General features: G+C 63.5%; 15 protein-coding genes. 9 read left to right on the top strand and 6 right to left on the bottom strand.

The window, feature by feature from the left end; genetic code table 11:
- Positions 1-295 precede the first annotated feature (295 nt).
- The 3 genes from CSC67_RS20235 to pcaQ all read right to left on the bottom strand — a co-directional run bounded on the left by CSC67_RS20235 (position 296) and on the right by pcaQ (position 3,905).
- A complete protein-coding gene (locus CSC67_RS20235) occupies positions 296-1,468 on the bottom strand; it encodes an ABC transporter substrate-binding protein (protein ID WP_167752981.1) in 1,173 nt (390 codons plus the stop codon).
- 176 nt (positions 1,469-1,644) lie between these two features.
- Positions 1,645-2,814: an ABC transporter substrate-binding protein gene (locus tag CSC67_RS20240; protein WP_118996277.1), complete on the bottom strand. Its 1,170-nt coding sequence runs from the start codon at positions 2,812-2,814 to the stop codon at positions 1,645-1,647.
- Positions 2,815-2,939: 125 nt separating this feature from the next.
- Positions 2,940-3,905 (bottom strand): pca operon transcription factor PcaQ, encoded by a 966-nt coding sequence (gene pcaQ / locus CSC67_RS20245; protein WP_118996278.1) that lies wholly within the window; start codon positions 3,903-3,905, stop codon positions 2,940-2,942.
- Between the two features lie 183 nt (positions 3,906-4,088).
- Between pcaQ and pcaH the strand changes: the two genes are divergently transcribed.
- The 7 genes from pcaH to CSC67_RS20280 all read left to right on the top strand — a co-directional run bounded on the left by pcaH (position 4,089) and on the right by CSC67_RS20280 (position 9,536).
- On the top strand, positions 4,089-4,829 hold the full coding sequence (gene pcaH / locus CSC67_RS20250; protein WP_118996279.1) for a protocatechuate 3,4-dioxygenase subunit beta: 741 nt from the start codon (positions 4,089-4,091) through the stop codon (positions 4,827-4,829).
- Positions 4,829-5,467: a protocatechuate 3,4-dioxygenase subunit alpha gene (pcaG, locus tag CSC67_RS20255; RefSeq protein WP_209304359.1), complete on the top strand. Its 639-nt coding sequence runs from the start codon at positions 4,829-4,831 to the stop codon at positions 5,465-5,467. Before pcaH ends, pcaG begins: the two co-directional genes overlap by 1 nt.
- Before the next feature lie 162 nt (positions 5,468-5,629).
- Positions 5,630-5,992 (top strand): helix-turn-helix domain-containing protein, encoded by a 363-nt coding sequence (locus CSC67_RS20260; RefSeq protein ID WP_118996281.1) that lies wholly within the window; start codon positions 5,630-5,632, stop codon positions 5,990-5,992.
- Between the two features lie 7 nt (positions 5,993-5,999).
- The gene (locus tag CSC67_RS20265; RefSeq protein WP_118996282.1) at positions 6,000-7,097 is read left to right on the top strand and encodes a carboxynorspermidine decarboxylase; all 1,098 of its coding nucleotides are present in this window, start codon (positions 6,000-6,002) and stop codon (positions 7,095-7,097) included.
- A gap of 33 nt (positions 7,098-7,130) precedes the next feature.
- Positions 7,131-8,420 carry a saccharopine dehydrogenase family protein gene (locus CSC67_RS20270; RefSeq protein WP_118996283.1) on the top strand — a complete coding sequence of 430 codons (1,290 nt, stop codon included), beginning with the start codon at positions 7,131-7,133 and terminating at the stop codon, positions 8,418-8,420.
- 123 nt (positions 8,421-8,543) lie between these two features.
- Positions 8,544-8,738 (top strand): hypothetical protein, encoded by a 195-nt coding sequence (locus CSC67_RS20275; RefSeq protein WP_118996284.1) that lies wholly within the window; start codon positions 8,544-8,546, stop codon positions 8,736-8,738.
- 165 nt (positions 8,739-8,903) lie between these two features.
- Positions 8,904-9,536, top strand: a complete 633-nt coding sequence (locus tag CSC67_RS20280; protein WP_118996285.1) for a BPSL1445 family SYLF domain-containing lipoprotein — start codon at positions 8,904-8,906, stop codon at positions 9,534-9,536.
- A gap of 150 nt (positions 9,537-9,686) precedes the next feature.
- On the opposite strand, the gene CSC67_RS20285 is transcribed toward CSC67_RS20280, so the two are convergent.
- Positions 9,687-10,514, bottom strand: a complete 828-nt coding sequence (locus CSC67_RS20285; protein WP_245220315.1) for an IclR family transcriptional regulator domain-containing protein — start codon at positions 10,512-10,514, stop codon at positions 9,687-9,689.
- A gap of 238 nt (positions 10,515-10,752) precedes the next feature.
- Here CSC67_RS20285 and CSC67_RS20290 point away from each other — a divergent pair, with 238 nt between their 5' ends.
- Together CSC67_RS20290 and CSC67_RS20295 are read left to right on the top strand one after the other, a co-directional pair.
- On the top strand, positions 10,753-11,451 hold the full coding sequence (locus CSC67_RS20290; protein WP_118996286.1) for a 3-oxoacid CoA-transferase subunit A: 699 nt from the start codon (positions 10,753-10,755) through the stop codon (positions 11,449-11,451).
- Positions 11,452-11,461: 10 nt separating this feature from the next.
- Entirely contained in the window at positions 11,462-12,127 is a 666-nt protein-coding gene (locus CSC67_RS20295) for a 3-oxoacid CoA-transferase subunit B (RefSeq protein WP_118996287.1), read from the top strand.
- 167 nt (positions 12,128-12,294) lie between these two features.
- Here CSC67_RS20295 and CSC67_RS20300 read toward each other — a convergent pair whose 3' ends face one another.
- Together CSC67_RS20300 and CSC67_RS20305 are read right to left on the bottom strand one after the other, a co-directional pair.
- Positions 12,295-13,086 carry an HpcH/HpaI aldolase family protein gene (locus CSC67_RS20300; protein ID WP_245220316.1) on the bottom strand — a complete coding sequence of 264 codons (792 nt, stop codon included), beginning with the start codon at positions 13,084-13,086 and terminating at the stop codon, positions 12,295-12,297.
- Positions 13,087-13,105: 19 nt separating this feature from the next.
- Positions 13,106-14,176, bottom strand: a complete 1,071-nt coding sequence (locus tag CSC67_RS20305) for a cupin domain-containing protein (RefSeq protein ID WP_167752982.1) — start codon at positions 14,174-14,176, stop codon at positions 13,106-13,108.
- Positions 14,177-14,190 lie beyond the last annotated feature (14 nt).

Raw genomic sequence — 14,190 nt, forward strand, 5'->3', positions numbered from 1 at the left:
TTCTTGCGCAGTACTTGCCGGCCGCTCTCATCTTGACCGTGAAGATGAAAACAGCGCTTACCCAGGTCAATGCCTATCAGCTTGATCGTCGCCATGATGGTCTCCTTATCTCCAGGGGGAAATCCCCCTACAGCGTACCCGCCCTCGCCGAGGGGCGGGCTGACCATCTCATTACTCAGATACAGCCGAACACAGCATCGCTACGTCAATCCCATTCTCTGACGTAGCCCCCAAAAAAAAGAACCCCGGCAATTACGCCGGGGTTCCAGTTTGAAGCTATCGGACAGTCAGCAGATTACTTCTCTGCCTTGCCCGGATCCTTCACCTTCTCGATCACGTCGAACTCCACGTTCTCGAGGCGGCCGTTGCGGCGCTCGACCTTGCGGATGTAGATGTTCTGGACAATGTCGCGCGTTTCCGGATCGATGCTGATCGGACCGCGCGGGCTTTCCCAAGACATGCCCTTGGCGGCCTCGACGAACTTGTCGCCCGACGCATCGCCGTTGGTCTTCTTGAGCACTTCATAGATCAAGTGCATGCCGTCGTAGCCGCCCATGGACATGAAGTTGGGGCGCACGCCGGGATAGGCCTTGGCATAGGCTTCCGTGTACTGCTTGTTGAGCTCCGAGTCGTGCGCATCGGAATAGTGAAAGGAAGTGATCAGGCCCAGCGCCGGATCGCCCATGGCGTCGAGCACGTCTTCGTCGGTGAGGTCGCCGGTGGCGATGAGCTTGATGCCGTCTTCGGCCAGGCCGCGCGAAGCGTAGCTCTTGAGAAAGGACACGCCCTGCTCGCCCGAGGGCACGAACATGAAGATGGCATCGGGCTTGGCATCCTTGATGCGCTGCAGGTAGGGCGAGAAGTCGGGATTCTGGACCGGCGTGCGCACCTGGCCGATGATCTCGCCGCCGCCTTCGGTGAAGGTCTTGATGAACTGCTTCTCGGCGTCATGGCCCGGGCCGTAGTCGGCGGCCAGCGTGTGAACCCGCTTGATGCCGTTCGCCAGCGCCCAGGTGGCCATGGGCGCCGAGTTCTGCGGCAGCGTCATGGAAGTGCGCACGATGTAGGGCGACTTCTCGGTCACCGAGGAGGTGGCCGCATTCATGATGATCATGGGCATCTTGGCCGACGCCGACAGCGGCGCCACGGCGAACGCCGAAGGGGTCAGGCCGAAGCCGGCGAGCACGTTGACGTGTTCGCGGTTGACCAGTTCTTGCGCGGCGCGACGGCTGATCTCGGGCGCGACGCCCGTGTCGTCCTTGACGAGGATCTGAACCTTCCGGCCCGCCACCGTGTCGCCGTGCTGCTGCATGTACAGCTTTGCGCCGTTCAGGATCTGCAAGCCGTATGAAGCATGCGGACCCGACATCGGCAGAACGAAGCCGATCTTCAGGTCGTCGGCCGCATGCGCGGACGCGGCAACGCCCAGCGACATGACGGCGGTTAACAGGGCTTTAGTGATACGCATCGGTTCTCCTCCAGAGATTATCGAGATATTTACGAATGATAGTTAATCCGTATAGTACAAGGCTAAAAAGCGGGTTACTTTTTGTCAATGCTTAACGCCCAAGTCTAGGGTTTACGCCAATAAAAATGGGCCTCGACGCTTCATGCGCCGAGGCCCACTCCTACGACAGGGACGCGTCAGTTTTTAGCCTTGACCGGGTCCTTGAACTCTGCCACGCGGTCGAATTCCACGTTCTGCAGCTTGCCGTCCACATCCTTCACTTCGCGGATGTAGATATCCTGCACGATGTCGCGCGTCTCCGGGTCGATGGTGACCTGGCCGCGCGGGCTTTCCCACGACAGGCCCTTGGCCGCCTCGATGAAGGCGTCGCCGCCGGCGTCGCCGCCGGTCTTCTCGAGCACGGCGTCGATCAGGTGCATGCCGTCATAGCCGGCCACCGACATGAAGTTGGGGCGCTTGTTGGGATAGGCCTTGTAGTAGCTTTGCACGTACTGCTTGTTCAGTTCGGAATCATGCGCCTCGGAATAATGGAAGGAGGTCATGACGCCCACCGCCTGCCCCATGGCGTCCAGCACGTCCTCGTCGGTGAGATCGCCGGTGGAGATCAGCTTGATGCCCGCATCCGCCAGGCCGCGCTCCTGATAGCCCTTGAGGAAGGCCACGCCCTGCTCGCCGGCCGGCACGAACAGGAAGACCGCGTCGGGCTTGGTGTCCTTGACGCGCTGCAGGAAGGGAGCGAAGTCGGGGTTGCCGACGGGGGTGCGCACCTGGCCGACGATCTCGCCGCCCGCCTCGGTGAAGGTCTCGATGAACTGCTTCTCGGCATCGTGGCCCGGACCGTAGTCGGCCACCACGGTGTAGACCTTCTTGATGCCGTTGTCCACCGCCCAGCTGGCGATGGGAGCCGTGATCTGGGGCAGCGCCATCGAAGTGCGCACGATGTAGGGCGACTTCTCGGTCACCGAAGACGTGGCCGCATTCATGATGATCATGGGCATCTTGGCCTGGGTGGCCAGCGGGCCGACCGAGAACGCCGAGGGCGTCAGGCCGAAACCGGCCAGCACGTCGACCTTGTCGCGGTTGACCAGCTCTTGCGCGGCCCGGCGGCTGACGGCGGGGGCCACGCCGGTGTCGTCCTTGACGATCAGCTGGACTTTGCGGTCGCCCAGCTTGTCGCCGTTCTGCTGAAGGTACAGGCGCGCGCCGTTGAGGATTTGTTCGCCATAAGAGGCGAAAGGACCCGACATGGGCAGCACCATGCCGATCTTCAGGTCGTCGGCCGCCTGCGCGGCGCCGGTCGCGCCGAGCGCCAGGGCGACGGCGAGAAAGGTTTTACTGATACGCATTGACAATCTCCTGCGGTAAAGCAGCCCGGGGCGGTCGCCTCGGGCCAAAGCAAAATGTTCGTTCTGCAAACATTTATTCACGTAAAGAACACAGGCGGCTAGGTTAGAAGCCTCGCCGGAGTTTGTCAAACGAGGGTCCAGTCCCGTCCCGCGCCGCGGCGCAGCTCGGCCGTCTCGCGCAGTATCTCCATGAGCGATGCGGCGCAGCGTCCCGATTGGGCCTCGCTTCGGCGCAGCAGGCCGACGGGTTCTTCGGTGCCGCCGGTGACCAGCGGCAGGCGGCGCAACAGGCCCTGGGCCAGGTCTTCGCGCACTGCTCCCATGGGCGTGAACCACACCGCATCCGAACGTATGGCCACCAGGCGCGCCACCGAGACGGACAGCGTCTCCAGGCAATTGGACGGCAGGCCGAGGCCGCGCGAGCGCAGAAAGCTTTCGGTATTGTGGCGGGGCACGGTGCCCCGCGTGGACACGATGAGCGGAAATTCGATGATGCGGTGCAGCCCCGCGTCGGTTTCCTGGAAAAGCGGATGGTCGGCGGCGGCCACCGCCACCAGCGGCTCTACATACAACAGCTCGAAGGACAGCCCGACCATGGCCTCGGGATCGGCCATGCGGCCCAGCACGAAATCCACTTCGCCCGAGCGCAGCTTGTCCAGCAAGGGCGCATTGGCGGCGATCTGGATGTCGACCTTGGCCTCGGGCCACACGCGGCGGAAATCGGCCAGCGCCAAGGGCAGCAGGTCGGGCGCCACCGTGGGCAGCGCCCCGACGTGGACGACTTCCTGTGTGGCCTTGGCATCGTCCAGCATGGCCCGCCGCGCGCCTTCGAGCGCGTCGAGCACCGACAGGGCGTGGGCAAGGAAGGACTGGCCGTCGCGCGTGAGCCGGGCGCCGAAGCGGCCGCGCTCCATCAGGCGAGCGCCCATCAGCTCTTCGAGCTCGGCCAGCGTCTTGGACACCGCCGGCTGGCTCAGGTGCAGGCGCTCGGCCGCCTTGCGCAGATGCCGCTCTTGCGCGACCGCGACAAAACACTGGATGTGCCGCAAGCGGATGCGGCTGTTGAACTGCTGCTGATCGATCGATGCCATGGCGCCCGCCTGCCGCCCGCCTGTAGACTTCGCAGAATCGAAGGGGGCGAGCGGCTCGATATTCAATAACTACAAATTATCAAATATTGGCGTTTAATTCAATTTACATGATTATTACCAACGCTTACCATGTGCAGCACTGAGTCGTTGCACGACGCAGCAAAGACCACAAGGAGATTCCCCATGACCACCCCCACCGAACAATTCGGCGAGTTCCTGCAGCGCGACCGCAGCTGGCACCCGCCCGCCTATACGCCTGGCTACAAGACCAGCGTGCTGCGTTCGCCCCAGAAGTCGCTCATCTCGATCGAGAACTCGCTGTCGGAAATCACCGGCCCCCGGTTCTCTCCCGACGAGCTCGGCCCGCTGGACAACGACCTCATCCTGAACTACGCCAAAGACGGCCTGCCCATCGGTGAGCGCATCCTGGTGCATGGTTATGTGCTCGACGAAAACGGCCGTCCGGTGCCCAACGCCCTGGTCGAAGTCTGGCAGGCCAATGCGTCCGGCCGCTACCGCCACAAGAACGACACCTACATCGCCCCCATCGATCCCAACTTCGGTGGCTGTGGCCGCGTCCTGACCGACGAGAACGGCTACTACTTCTATCGCACGATCAAGCCCGGTCCCTACCCCTGGCGCAACCAGATCAACGACTGGCGTCCGGCCCACATCCACTACTCCATCTCCGCCTCGGGCTTTGCGCAGCGCCTCATCACGCAGATGTACTTCGAGGGCGACCCCATGATTCCCGACTGTCCCATCGTACGCTCCATCCCCAGCGAAGAAGCGGTCCGCAGCTTGATCGCTCAGCTCGACCGCGGCGCCTACGTCGCGCTCGACAGCCGGGCCTACCACTTCGACCTCGTGGTGCGCGGCAGCCGCGCGACCCTGTTCGAAAACACCATCCAAGGAGCGAAATAATGTTCAGGGAACTCAACAAGCCCTTCTACCTGAAGGAAACCGCTTCTCAAACCGCGGGTCCATACGTGCACATCGGCCTGGCTCCCAAGCAGGCCGGCTTCGACATCTTCGAAAACAACTTCGGCAACGTGCTGGTCACGCCCGAAACCAAGGGCGAGCGCATCCGGCTCGAGGGCCGCGTGTTCGACGGCAGCGGCGCGCTGATCCGCGACGTGCTGCTCGAGATCTGGCAGGCCAACGCGGCGGGCCGCTACAACCACCCCGCCGACAAGCAGGAAGACAAGCCCATCGATCCCAGCTTCCGCGGCTGGGGACGCGGCACCTCCGACTTCCAGACCGGCGTGTACAGCTTCGACACCGTCAAGCCCGGCGCGGTCGTGGGCCGGCACGGCAAGCTCATGGCGCCCCACATCAATGTGTGGATCGTGGCCCGCGGCATCAACATCGGCCTGCACACGCGCGTCTATTTTTCGGACGAGCAAGAGGCCAATGCCAAGGACCCCGTCCTGAACGGCATTGAATGGGTCGAGCGCCGCAAGACGCTCATCGCCGAGCGCACCGAAAAAGACGGCCAAGCGGTTTACCAGTTCGACGTCCACATCCAGGGCCCGAACGAGACCGTGTTCTTCGACGTCTGATCCGCTGAAGACACCTGGGCGGCCGCAGATCCTAGCCGCCCACCCCGCGCCCGCCGCGTCCACACGACGCCGCGGGCGTTTTCCGTTTCTGGAATATGCATTTGACACCATATGGTCTTTAAGACATAATTTGCGGCTTGTCCAAAACGAGACCTCCTCTATATGGCAAAGAAGCACAAAGACGCGACCTCGATCCGGGCGCAGCACGGCGGCCAGCACGCCGACGGGCTGGCGCTGGCCGAACCGATGGCGCTCACGACGCTGAAAGACCTGCGCAAGCGCGCCGGCCAGACTCAGGAAGAGCTGGCGGCGGCGCTGGGCGTGGGCCAGGACACCATCTCGCGCCTGGAAAAGCGCAGCGACATGCTGCTCTCGACCCTGCGCCACTACGTCGAATGCATAGGCGGCCAGCTCGCCCTGGTGGCCACTTTCCCCGACCAGCCGCCGATGGTCATCGACTATCGCGACGAGAAGCACATCGAACCCAAGAAGCGCGGCCGCAAGCCCGCCCTAGACTCACCCTGAAACATCAATGATCCAGACGCCCTACTACCTGATCGACAAGGCTTCCCTGCAGCGCAACCTGCAGGTCATCGACCGCATCCGCGAGCGCTCCGGCGCCAAGCTGCTGCTTGCCCTCAAATGCTTCGCCACCTGGTCGGTGTTCGATCTGATGAGCCGGCACATGGACGGCACCACCTCCTCTTCGCTGTATGAAGTCAAGCTCGGGCGCCAGAAATTCGGCAAGGAAACCCACGCCTACAGCGTGGCCTTCGCCGACCGAGAAATCGACGAAGTCGTGGCCCACAGCGACAAGATCATCTTCAACTCACTCGACCAGTTCCTGCGCTTCGAATCGCGCGCGGGCGGCAAGCCAAAGGGCCTGCGCCTGAATCCCGGCGTCAGCCGCGCCGGCTTCGACCTGGCCGACCCCGCCCGCCCCTTCAGCCGCCTGGGCGAGTCCGACCCCGAGCGCATCCTGTCCGTCATCGACCGCCTGGACGGCGTGATGATCCACAACAATTGCGAGAACGACTGCTTCGACAGCTTCGACGCCCTGCTGGGCGAAGTCGAGCAGGGCTACGGCGGCATCCTGCGCCGGCTCGAGTGGGTCAGCCTGGGCGGCGGCATCAGCTTCACCGAACCCGGCTATCCCGTGGACGATTTCTGCGACCGCCTGCGTCGCTTCGCTCGGGACTACGGCGTGCAGGTCTATCTCGAGCCCGGCGAAGCGGCCGTTCGCCACACCACCACGCTCGAGGTCAGCGTGCTCGACGTGGGCTTTCGCGGCAAGCATCTGGCGGTGGTCGACAGCTCGACCGAAGCCCACATGCTCGACCTGCTCATCTACCGCGAGACGGCGCCCATCGGCAAGGGCCATGGCGAGCACGTGTACGAGATCTGCGGCAAGACCTGCCTGGCCGGCGACATCTTCGGCGAAGGCCGGTTCGAGACGCCGCTGCGGGTGGGCGACCGCATCTCCATCGGCGATGCGGGCGGCTACACCATGGTCAAGAAGAACTGGTTCAACGGCATCGACATGCCGGCAATCGCCATCCGGGAAACCGATGGCAGCGTGCGCCTGGTACGGGCGTTTTCCTTTGACGACTATGTCGGCAGCTTGTCCTGACGACATCAACCTGACTTAAAAGAGAGCACATCCATGAAACGCAATGTCCTCATCATCGGCGCCGGCGGGGTCGCCCATGTCGTCGCCCACAAGTGCGCCCAGAACAACGGCCAGCTGGGCGACATCCACATCGCGTCGCGCACCTTGTCCAAGTGCGAAGCCATCATCGCCTCGGTGCACGAGAAAGGCGCCATGCAGCAGCCCGGCCTGCTGCAGGCGCACCAGCTGGACGCGATGGACGTGGAGGCCACGAAGTTCCTGATCCGCGCCACGCGCAGCCAGATCGTCGTCAACGTCGGCTCGCCCTTCCTGAACATGTCGGTGCTGCAGGCCTGCATCGAGACCGGCGCGGCCTACATGGACACCGCCATCCACGAAGATCCCGCCAAGGTGTGCGAGGCCCCGCCCTGGTATGCCAACTACGAATGGAAGCGGCGCCGGGCGTGCAAGGATGCGCGCGTCACCGCGGTGCTGGGCGTGGGTTTCGACCCCGGGGTGGTGAACGCTTACGCCCGCTACGCCATGGACACCTACTTCGACAGCGTGGAGTCCATCGACATCATCGACGTCAACGCCGGCAGCCACGGACGCTACTTCGCGACCAACTTCGATCCCGAGATCAACTTCCGCGAATTCGTCTCCACCGTATGGTCCTGGGAGGACAACGCCTGGAAAGCCAACAAGATGTTCGAGCACCGCAAGGAATGGGATCTTCCCGTCACCGGTAAAAGCACCACCTATCTTACGGGCCACGACGAACTGCACTCCATGTCGCAAAACCTGGGTGTGCCCAACATCCGCTTCTGGATGGGTTTCGGCGACCACTACATCAATGTGTTCACCGTGCTCAAGAATCTCGGCCTGCTTTCCGAACAGCCGGTGCGCACCGCGCGCGGCCAGGAGGTCGTGCCGCTCGAGGTCGTCAAGGCGGTGCTGCCCGACCCCGCTTCACTGGCGCCCGGCTACACCGGCAAGACCTGCATCGGCGACCTGGTGAAGGGCGTCAAGGACGGCCGGCCGCAGGAAGTCCTGATCTACAACGTCTGCGACCATGAAGAATCGTTCCAGGAGGTCGGCAGCCAGGCCATCTCGTACACTGCCGGCGTGCCCGCCGTGGCGGCGGCCCTGCTCATCGCCAACGGCACCTGGGACGTAGGCGGCATGGTCAACGTCGAAGAGCTCGACCCCGCGCCTTTCATCGCCCTGATGAACCGCATGGGCCTGGTCACGCGCGCGCGCCACGGCGAAGACGACTATGTGGTCGATCCGCAGCAGGAAGTGGTCGAGCGCTTCTCGACCGACAAAGTGGTCAATTCGCGATAATTAAAGAAAAGCGAGACCAATTGTTGCGGGCGTTGAATATGGGCGCGATCTGACAGAAAATGCCAGCGTCGTCCGGCCCGCGCGGCCCCGGCGATCAGAACCAACTCCAAGAAAGGGGAAACCATGCTCAAGAACAAACATTCGATCGTGAAATGCATCGCCATGGGGCTTGCCGCCCTGGCCCTGGCGGGATGTGAACAAGAAGGACCCGCCGAAAGGGCCGGCAAAGAGATCGACAAGGCCATCAGCCAGGCCGGGCAGGAAATGGAGAAGGTCGGAGACAACATCCAGGACGCGGCCAGGACGGCGCAGAAGTAAGATCGGACGCAGCCGGCGGCGAACGGTCTTCGGCTGCACCCGGTTTTCCGAGCGGCGGCACGCCGCTTGCTCGTCAGCCAAATGCCGCCGGGCTGTTCCGGTCTACGACAGGTTCCGCCCGGCACACCCATAATGTGCACTTCGCATACGCACCTGGAGAAGCCCATGAAAACAAGAACCCTCCCTACCCCGCGCACGCTCTTCGCGGCCGTCGCCATGGCCACGGCCGCCCTGGCGCTTACCGCCTGCACCACTACCGTGCCGCGCTCCGAACAAAGCGGCGTCGAGCGACGCGACAGCATCAACGAGCGGGCCGACTCGACCCTGAAACGGCTCTACGAAGTGGCGCCCAATTCGCGCGAGCTGGTCTCGCAGGCCAAGGGCGTGCTGATCTTTCCGCGCGTCATCGGTGGCAGCTTCATCGTCGGCGCCGAGCATGGCGACGGCGTGCTGCGTGTCGGCGGCCAGAACAAAGGCTACTACAGCACTTCCAGCGGGTCGATCGGCCTGCAGGCCGGCGCCCAGTCCAAGGCCATCGTCTTCGTGTTCAAGACCCAGGAAGCCCTGGATAAATTCCTGGCCAGCAACGGCTGGACGGCCGGCGTGGACGCCACGGTCGCCGTCGCCAACCTCAGCGCCAACGGCTCGGTCGACCTGAACACCCTGCGCGAACCCGTGGTGGGCTTCGTGATGACCAACGCCGGCCTGATGGCGGGCGTGTCGCTCGAAGGCACCAAGGTCAACCGCATCGACGACCGCGGCAATCCCACCCCCGTCACCACCGGGACGTCCAACTAAGCCGGTCGATGCAAGGCATGCATCAGCCTGATTATTAAGCTGCTCTAAAGGCGGCGAGCGCTTTATGGGCCGCGGGATGCGACCGGTAAAGCGCTCGCCGCCTTTCGTATTGCGAGCTGGGCGTACTGTCAGGGCCTGAATAAAACTGCTCTAGCGCGCCGCGGTCACCATATTGATCTTGGCGGCCGCGGCCAGCAGGCGGGGCAGACAGACCTTCAGCAAGTGCTCGGACGTGACGGCGCGGGCATGGCCGCTGACGTTCAGCGCCGCGACCACGCGGCCGTTCTGGCCGCGAATGGGCGCGGCCACGGATACCAGGCCGGGCTCGAGTTCTTCCGAGACCAGACTCCAACCCTGCACCCGCACCTGGCGGATCTCCTCGATCAACGCCTCGGGGTCGACAATGGTGGAAGGCGTGTGCGCCACCAGATGCATCGCGGCGACGCGCTCGCACAGCACCTCGTCGGGCAGGCCGGCCAGCAGAACGCGGCCCATGGACGTACAGTCGGCCGGCAAGCGGCTGCCCACGCCCAGATTGATCGACATGATGCGGTGGGCCGGGACGCGCAGCACGTAGACGATCTCATCGCCATCCAGCACGGCCGCAGAACTGGACTGGCGCAGTTCCTCGACCAGGTTTTCCATGACCGGCTGGGCCTGGGACCACACCGGCAGCGAACTGAGATAGGCGAAGCCCAGCTCGAGCACCTTGGGCGTCAGGCGGAACAGCCGCCCTTCGGCCGAGACATAGCCCAGGCTCAACAGGGTCAGCAAAATACGGCGGGCGCCGGCGCGGGTGAGCCCGGCACGCTCGGCCACCTCGGACAGCGTCTGCGCCGGCGCGTCGGCCCCGAAACTGCGCAGCACCGCCAGCCCCCGCGCAAACGAGCGCACATAGCTGTCGCCGGGCTTGGGAGCCTCGTCGGCCTGCGCGCCGCCGAAGGCGGGTTCGATGAAACTGGATTCGCCGGAATTCATGGGCAACCTCGATAAAAATCGTTTTTTTACGCGCGAAGCATATATAGTCTTCCGCATGCGTAGGCTGGCCGGCTTTTCATGCGCAGGCGGGCGGCGCTCTCGGCCACTGCCGACGTCATTGACAAGCCCGCCCACTGTCATTATGCTAAGAGCATTAGTTCTACATCCGAATAAAAGTTCATTATAAGAACTTCGTCACCCATTTTCAACGAAATGTTCGCATTGAACGCATTGAAATATGATCAATAAAATCTCCCCCTCGGTCGAACAGGCGCTGGCCGGCATCCATGACGGCGCCACCGTCATGATCGGCGGCTTCGGCGGCGCAGGCCAGCCGGCCGAACTCATCGACGGCCTCATCGCCCACGGCGCCAAAGACCTCGTCATCGTCAACAACAATGCGGGCAACGGCGACACCGGCCTGGCCGCCCTGCTCAAGGCCGGCCGCGTACGCAAGATCATCTGTTCCTTCCCGCGCCAGGCCGACTCCTACGTGTTCGACGAGCTCTACCACTCCGGCAAGATCGAGCTCGAACTCGTGCCCCAGGGCAATCTGGCCGAGCGCATCCGCGCCGCCGGCGCGGGCATAGGCGCCTTCTTCACGCCCACCGGCTACGGCACCGAACTGGCCAAGGGCAAAGAAGTCCGCGAGATCAATGGCCGCCACTATGTGCTCGAGTACCCCATCTTCGCCGACTTCGCCCTGATCAAGGCCGAAACGGGCGACCGCTGGGGCAACCTGCTGTACCGCAAAACCGCCCGCAACTTCGGCCCCATCATGGCCACCGCCGCCCAATGCACCATCGCGTCGGTGCACGACATCGTCGAACTGGGCCAGATCGACCCCGAAGTCGTCGTCACGCCGGGCCTGTTCGTCAAGCACATCGTCAAAGTGCCGCGCAGCGCCACCGGGCCCGCAGGTTTCAAACAGGATTAAGGACAGCGCCATGAGCGAACAGAAAACCACTCCCGCCTGGACGCGCGACGAGATCGCCGCGCGCGTTGCCGTCGACATCCCCGACGGCGCCGTCGTCAACCTGGGCATCGGCCTGCCCACCAAGGTGGCCAATCACCTGCCCGCCGGCCGCGAAGTCATCCTGCAAAGCGAGAACGGCGTCATCGGCATGGGCCCCGCGCCGGCCAAGGGCGAAGAAGACTACGACCTCATCAACGCCGGCAAGCAGCCGGTCACCCTGCTGCCCGGCGGCTGCTACTTCCATCACGCCGACAGCTTCGCCATGATGCGCGGCGGCCATCTCGACGTCTGCGTGCTGGGCGCCTTCCAGGTGGCCGCCAACGGCGACCTGGCCAACTGGAGCACGGGCGCGCCCAACGCCATTCCCGCAGTGGGCGGCGCCATGGACCTGGCCATCGGCGCCAAGAAAACCTATGTGATGATGGACCTGCTCACCAAGACCGGCGAATCCAAGCTGGTGGCCGAGTGCACCTACCCCCTCACGGGCGTGGCCTGCGTCAGCCGCGTCTATACCGACGTCGCGGTCTTCGACCTTACCCCCGAAGGCACCCGGGTGATTGAAATCGTGCCCGGCCTCAGCTTCGAAGCACTGCAAAAGCTCACTCCGGTCGCACTGACGGACGCGCGGACGAACTGATCAGCCGTTCCGGCGGCAGTGAAGAACTCCGGCCCGACGGCCGGAGCTTCTCTAACACAATTCAATGGCGCTCCGGCGCCGAATCGATATTGCATCGCCAGGCCTCGCCGTAACCGGCGAGGCCTGCGCTTTGCTTCGTGGCCAAAAGGCCGTTCGACCCCGCTTCGTCAACGATAATTTCGCAGGGTGTCGGACAAGCCTTCAACAGCCTGCCTGAACAGATTCACATCGCTGCCGACTGTAAACAGGCTGTAGCCCCAATCGCTATACCGGGCCACGTCCTCGATGGTGCCGGCCGCGATGCCGATCTTGCAACCCTGGGCCCGGGCACGCTGGCCGATGGCGCGGATGGCTTGCTGAACCGGCGCCGCCTTGATCCTTCCCAGATGGCCCAGGCTGGCCGCCAGGTCTCCCGGGCCGACGAACAAGGCGTCCACGCCTTCGACCGCGGCGATCTCTTCCAGCCGCTCCATGGCCTCGACCGTTTCGATCTGCGCGATGATCGCGATCACATCGTCGATGAATTCGAAATAGTCGGCGATGCGGCCATAACCGTTGTTGCGATGGTAGCCCGACACACCACGCACCCCGACAGGCGGATAACGGCTTGCCCTTACCGCCTGGCGCGCCTCATCCGCCGACTGGACATTGGGGACCAGCAGATTGCGAAAGCCGATGTCAAGCAAGCGTTTTATTTCCACCGGATGATTGCGTGCCGGCCGGACGACCGCGGGCACGCCCGAGAAACGGATCGCCTGCAGCTGCGCCACCAAGGTATGGACATCGTTGGGGGCATGCTCGGTATCGAACAGTATCCACTGGAAGCCGGAGTGCTCGGCGACCAGTTCCGCCAACACGGGATTGGCCAGCGAGCTCCAGAAGCCCAGGGCCGGGCCGGCATCCTGCAAAGCGGCCTTGAACGGGTTCTCGGCCGCCGCGCGACCGCTCATTGCTGCCATGACATCGTCTCCTTTTCCCTTAGGCGGCTTCTTCGCGGTACAGGTTGAGGAACTTCATCGCAGGCGCGTCGGTCACCGAATACAGGTAGGCGTCCTGGGTCGAACTGAGGTTTTCATGGCGATGCGGCATGCCATTGGGGATGACGAACATATCGTTCGGCCCCCATTCAAGCACCGTGTCGCCCACATGGGTGCGGCCGCGCCCTTCCAGGCAGCAGTACGCCGAACTGCTCGTCTGGCGATGCGCCTTGGTCGCTTCGCCGGGACGCAGAAGCTGTACAAAGAAGCTGGTCGTCGTCGTGACCGACTTGCCGTTGACCGGGTTGACGTACTCGAGAATGATGCCGTCGTACGGAGAGCCTTCCAGATGGCGCATGCGGTTCAATGCGGCTTTGGCGTCGGCCCAGCGGTAGACGAACATGGGCGACCCGGCGCTTTCGCCCCGCTGATGGTCGACGAACGCGGGAAGGAAACCGCCATAGCCGTAAACCATGCCCGAGTAGTCATCGGGCAGGCTTACCTTTTGCACGTCTTTTCTGACGGCATTGCCCGCGTCGTCCTTTTCGTAGTATTCGAACTCGAACTTGCTGACCGCCAGATTCTCGACCAGCGGCAAGTCCAGCACGTCGACCCAGATGACGGGTTCGGTGCCTTCGTTGCCGTGATCGTGCCACGTGCCGGCGGGAGTGATGATCAGGTCGCCGCGCGACATGGTGCATTTTTCGCCTTCGATGGTGGTGTAGCCTCCGCCGCCCTCCAGCACGAAACGGCTGGCGTTGGAGGTATGGCGGTGCACCGGCGCGGTTTCGCCCGGATTGTAGATAGAGCAGCTCAAGTACAGGGTGTTGGTGGAGTGATGCTTGTGCCGGGCCCCCGGGTTCGACATGATGATCACGCGGCGGTCGGCGTCTTCGAGCGTGATGTTTTCGCTGACTTCGCCCATCAAGGGCTTCAAGATGTCCCAGCGCCACAAATGCGGCACAAACCCTTTTTGCAGTTCGGCCCCCTCCACCTCGCGAACGATCTGCCACAAACCGATCAAGCTGTTTTCCACGGCCTGCGCGGCGATCGACTCTTTAACTACGTCCATGACAATTCCCATCC

This window comes from Pusillimonas caeni, from assembly GCF_003545815.1.
GTDB classification, from domain to species: Bacteria; Pseudomonadota; Gammaproteobacteria; order Burkholderiales; family Burkholderiaceae_B; genus Pusillimonas; species Pusillimonas caeni.